Origin of the sequence: uncultured Candidatus Kuenenia sp. (genome assembly GCF_900696675.1) — a bacterium.
GTDB lineage: Bacteria > Planctomycetota > Brocadiia > Brocadiales > Brocadiaceae > Kuenenia > Kuenenia stuttgartiensis_A.
This window is the reverse complement of the sequence record NZ_CAADGZ010000181.1, coordinates 1-5,401: the sequence shown is the minus strand read 5'-3', so window position 1 is coordinate 5,401 and position 5,401 is coordinate 1. Positions and strand designations below refer to the sequence as shown.

The following is a 5,401-nucleotide window of genomic DNA, read 5'->3' as shown; positions in this document are numbered from 1 at the left end:
GCCCGCCGTTGCCGCGCTTCACTTAATTTTCGGTCTCGTTCCAAAAAGATTTCTTTTTTACGTCCGAGCAATTTGTCCTGCGGGGCGATATAACCTATTGCGCTATGTAATCGTTTCGTGTTGTAATGCACAACAAATTCATCCACGATTCGCCGGGCATCTTGCAGGTTTACAGGGCAATAGGAGCGAATACTTCCTGCTTTATTGTCTTGTGCCATCTTTCTATTTTTCCGTTACTTTGAGGATAGAAAGGTGTTGTTTTAACATGTGCCGTCCCGCTTATCCGGAGATAGTCCTTGAAATCCTTTGCTATGAACTGTGGACCATTGTCAGAAATGATCCTTGGTTTGACATTTGGATACTTCTCTTTAGCCCGTTTCAGGATAATTTCCACCTCCGTTTCCTTCATTGTTTTCCGGATTTCCCAATGGACTATTTGTCTGCTATAACCGTCTAAAACGGCACGCATACTCTCTCTGCAGGATATGGGGAAGGTCTTGCCGTTCCCCATTTGCATGGGAGCAAGCCTTTGTCAATTTCTTGTATAAAATCGGGTAATGTGCTGCACATTATCCATTTTCTTATAGTTCACCTATAATTCCACATCCTTCTTCCCTACGCCTCTCTTCTTTGGTGTTCAATAGGGCTGATAAAATAAAAAGATCTTGTAATTTCCTTTGTTTTTATTAAACTGAACACCCGATAGAAAAAGGCAATTTCCTGTCATCTTTGGAGGAGAAACATCTAATGCCAACTTCAAAAATTGAAGAGCGGTTTATGCTTACAACAACCGATGACGAGATCTTCATAAATAACTTCTCCGAAGACGTCAAAATCGGTCTTGCCTCTGAGTCCAAATACCTTCCTTTTGTTTATTTCTATGATCATATCGGATCACAGTTGTTTGAGAAAATCTGTGAACTCCCGGAATACTACCCGACGCGCACAGAAACGAATATCCTTGAGACAAACGTGGATGATATTGTCTCTCGATTTCCGAAAGAGACTGCTCTTATAGAATTAGGAAGTGGGAGCTCAACAAAAACAAGAATTTTAATAGAGACCTTCCTTAAACATCAAAGTCTGGCTTATTATTCTCCTATAGATGTGTCTCGCCAAATGCTTGAGGAAAGTTCTTATTCTCTGCTCAAGGCATATCCGAATCTGGAAATAAATGCAATTGCCGCTCGATATAATGAAGGAATTCATCAATTAAATATCCAGGCAGCACAACGGAAACTCATTATATGGTTAGGGTCAAGTATTGGTAACCTTGGTAGGTCAGAGGTGACGACTCTTCTACGACATATACAGAAAATAATGCTCCCCAATGACAGGTTTCTGGTCGGCATAGATTTACAAAAAGATAAAACTATTATAGAAAATGCCTACAATGATTCACAGGGTATCACTGCTGAGTTCAACCTGAACCTCCTCACACACGTGAATAGAGAACTTGGAGGTAATTTTAATATCGAAAAATTTGATCATAAGGCAATTTACAATGAAAAAGTTGGACGAATTGAGATGTACCTGATCAGTAATATTGATCAGAAGGTCTTCATCCGTGACATTGAATTAGAGGTTTGTTTTAAGGCGAATGAAACTATCCACACGGAAAACTCATTCAAGTATTCACTCGACGATATTGATACGCTGGCAGAAAAGACAGGCCTTTATGTGGAACAGCAATGGTTTGACCCTGAACGGTTTTTCAGCCTGAACCTGTTTGCGCCGTCTATTGATTAATAGTAGTAAAAGGAATATTTATGGAATCAAGAAGCAGTATTAATGATAAACATGCAATTTGCGGAATCTGCCCGGCAGGCTGCTGGGTTACCGTTACCTACGATGAGAAGGGAATGATTGATAAAGTATGCCCTGATCGAAGCTCTCATCTGGGGATGATTTGCAAGCTCGGAGAACACTCTGCGGAAATTGTATATTCCAAAGATCGACTTCGCTACCCGATGCGGAGAAAGGGTCCAAAGGGGACATATGAGTTTGAGAGGATTTCCTGGGATAATGCTTATGATATTATCGTTGAAAACCTTAATAAAATTAAAGAAGAGTCAGGACCGGAGGCTACTGCTATTTATACCGGACGGGGAAGCTTTGAGCTTGCCATGTGTGACATCTTTCAGCCGAAGGGCGTGGCTGTTTCATCGGCATCAAGCGTTTTGTTTCCATTTGGTTCACCAAATACTCTTGGTGTGGGGGCTCTCTGTTACGTTTCATTTGCTATGATTGCTCCTCATACTACTATGGGGGGGATGCTGATTAATATGTTTTCGGATCTTGAAAATGCCCAGATGATAGTAGTCTGGGGGACAAATCCTGCTACCGATTGTCCGCCGTTTGATCTTAATAGAATTGTTAATGCACAGAAGCAAGGTGCGCAGATTGTCGTAATTGATCCACGAAGAACCATGACAGCAAAGCTTACCGATGCGGAGTGGATTCCAATACGCCCTGGTACTGATGGAGCCCTTGCTCTTGGTATGTGCAATGTTATCATAGAAGAGGAATTATATGACGAGGACTTTGTAAAAAATTGGTCAGTTGGTTTTGATGACCTTGCCAGATATGTTCAACACTTCGGGCCGGATGCCGTAGAAAGCATTACGGGTGTGCCGGCAGAGACAATTAAATCTCTTGCCAGGAGAATTGCAGAGGCAAACGGCGCTTCACCCATCATGTATAGCGGACTTGAGTATAGTGACAGTGGCGTTCAGGCAATACGCGCAACAATGGTTCTCTGGGCGCTTGCAGGACAGCTTGATGTGCCAGGTGGGCGTTGTTTTACCATGCACCAGAACAATTTCCCTATCAATCGTGAAGATCGCATTGCCAATCCTGATGTACGAAAAGCATTGGGCAGAGAACGCTTTCCTGTTTACAGTGCATACCGTGGTGAATCTCATGCAATTGCGTTACCGGAATCTGTACTTGAGGGAAGACCCTATCGTATCCGATCTCTCATCATTCTTGGAGGGTCAATCATTACCGCCTGGCCTCAACCTGCTGTCTGGCGTAAGACATTGAATAAACTTGATTTTCTTGTATCTGTCGATCGCCAATTAACGGCAGATGCCGCTTATGCAGATATTGTCCTTCCGGCAACTACCATGTATGAAATTGAATCATACATGACATATGGTCCAATCTTTCGAATCAGAGAGAAGGTTATTGAGCCTGTTGGAGAAGCTCGCAATGATTTCTTTATCCTGTCGGAACTGGCAAGGAGACTTGGATATGGACACCTTTATCCGAAGAATGAGGAAGAGCTCCTTAGGCATGTATTAAAGGGTTCAGGATTCGCACTGGAAGATGTTCAGCATGCAAAAGGAACGGTGCAGACGCCTACAGTAATGATGCAGTATAAGAAATGGGAAAAGGGATTATTGCGCACTGATGGTAAGCCCGGATTTGATACCCCAACAGGAAAATTTGAAATAGCTTCAACTATACTTGAGGAGCACGGTTATGATCCTTTACCCATCTACACAGAACCGGGAGAAGGCCCTCATTCACAGCCTGATCTTGCAGAGGAATTTCCACTTGTTTTCAATTCGGGGTCGCGAGTAACCACGGATTTCCGTTCTCAGCATCATGGTATATCCGGATTACTGAAAGAAAGACCCGAACCGACGGTAACGATTAATACCCTGGATGCGGAAGCCCGTAACATTAAGAGTGGAGATCTGGTAAATATTATGACAAAGCGCGGTACAGTTACGATGTGTGCGCTGGTTACTGATGATATTGTTCAGGGCGCCATTGATGCCAATATGGGTGGTGGAGGACCGGTTGGACCGGAGAAGTGGCAGAACTGCAATGTAAATGAATTAACAGATCTCCAGCGATATGATCCAATCTCAGGCTTCCCTGTATATAAAACCCTTCTGTGTGACGTGGCCAAGGCAACAGAAAGAGAGAAAATAGTTGAAGTAGATTCCGGTGAATACTGTGATACTGCTGGCATGGTAGAATCCAGTGTAAAGCCTCGGCACATTGAGAAGCGTATATATCTTGACCACAATGCCACCACTCCCCTTGACCCTGAAGTAAAGAAAATAATGCTGCAGTTTATAGAGAATGGTCACGGAAATCCTTCGAGCATCTATACCGAGGGAAAAGATGCTCGGTTTGCAGTTGAGGCGGCACGTCGGAGTGTGGCTCAGCTGCTCAATTGTACTGCAAGGCGTATAATATTTACCGGTGGTGGTTCCGAGGCCAATAACCTTGCTGTAAAGGGTGTGGCCTTTGCAAACTGGAATTCTAAAAACCATATTATTACAACCACCATAGAGCATCCTTCAGTTATCAATACATGCGAGTGGCTTGAAAGACATGGATTTATGGTAACATACCTTAAAATTGATAAAACCGGGAAGCTTAATCCGGAAGATTTGAAATCAGCAATCACAGAAAAAACATGCCTGATAAGTGTGATGATGGCGAACAATGAGACAGGTTCTATTAATCCTATAGCAGCTCTGGTCCGTATAGCGAAGGAACGCAACGTTCTATTTCATTCTGATTGTGTGCAGGCGGTTGGTAAGATCCCAATAGATGTGGAAGCTCTTGGCGTGGATTTGCTTACAATGTCAGGGCATAAATTATACGGTCCGAAGGGTGTTGGTGCTTTGTATATTAGTAAAGGAATTGTTCTGGAACCCTTAGTGAATGGAGGTAAACAGGAGAGTGGAATGCGTGCAGGGACAGAAAATGTGTTAGGAATTGTGGGGCTCGGTAAAGCCGCAGAACTGGCTGTACGGCGCATTCATGAAATGGATAGAATCAAGAGGATGCGAGACAGGTTGGAAGCAGGCATACGAGAGTTAATGGCCGAGGCAAAAATGAACGGAAATCCAGAGGCACTATTACCAAATACTTTAAACATGACTTTGCCTGGTATACGTGGAGAGTCGGTGGTTCTTGCTCTGGACCAGAAAGGTATAAGCCTTTCTTCAGGTTCTGCATGCCGTGCCGGATCACCTAAACCTTCACACGCTTTGCTGGCAATGGGACTTACAGAAGAAGAGGCGCATTGTGCACTGCGTTTCTCACTGGGATTTGGTAATATGATGGAAGAAATTGACCGCACCATTACTCTTCTTGGAGAAGTTATCAGAGACAAGAAAACCATGGTACGCTTTGTACCCTGCCGCTGAAGTACTGTTTTGAGGTGTGTACAAAATAGAAGTTTCTGTTTAGGGCATTACTTTGTTAAAGAAAGCGTCTGAAAAAATATTTTTAAGTCGTAAGTCGAGTCGGCCACAACTTATGACTTAGCAATGCTTTGCGACAAATATTTACTCTTGATTTTGCTCGTTACTTCCGGTATTAATTGCACTTGTAAATTTTTTACACAATCAATTACCGGAGCAAAGGATTT

3 protein-coding genes are annotated in these 5,401 nt (G+C 43.2%); 2 read left to right on the top strand and 1 reads right to left on the bottom strand.

What is annotated here, in order from left to right; genetic code table 11:
• Positions 1-169 precede the first annotated feature (169 nt).
• Positions 170-469, bottom strand: a complete 300-nt coding sequence (locus QZT26_RS16315; protein ID WP_157775636.1) for a DDE-type integrase/transposase/recombinase — start codon at positions 467-469, stop codon at positions 170-172.
• Positions 470-747: 278 nt separating this feature from the next.
• Between QZT26_RS16315 and egtD the strand changes: the two genes are divergently transcribed.
• A complete protein-coding gene (egtD, locus tag QZT26_RS16310; RefSeq protein ID WP_099323681.1) occupies positions 748-1,749 on the top strand; it encodes an L-histidine N(alpha)-methyltransferase in 1,002 nt (333 codons plus the stop codon).
• 20 nt (positions 1,750-1,769) lie between these two features.
• Positions 1,770-5,177 (top strand): IscS subfamily cysteine desulfurase, encoded by a 3,408-nt coding sequence (locus tag QZT26_RS16305; RefSeq protein WP_099323680.1) that lies wholly within the window; start codon positions 1,770-1,772, stop codon positions 5,175-5,177.
• Positions 5,178-5,401: the final 224 nt, after the last annotated feature.

What these genes read in the sequence shown, in the direction of transcription:
- QZT26_RS16315 (WP_157775636.1), bottom strand. Translation starts at nt 469, where the DNA reads ATGCGTGCCGTTTTAGACGGTTATAGCAGACAAATAGTCCATTGGGAA.
- QZT26_RS16305 (WP_099323680.1), top strand. Translation starts at nt 1,770, where the DNA reads ATGGAATCAAGAAGCAGTATTAATGATAAACATGCAATTTGCGGAATC.
- egtD (WP_099323681.1), top strand. Translation starts at nt 748, where the DNA reads ATGCCAACTTCAAAAATTGAAGAGCGGTTTATGCTTACAACAACCGAT.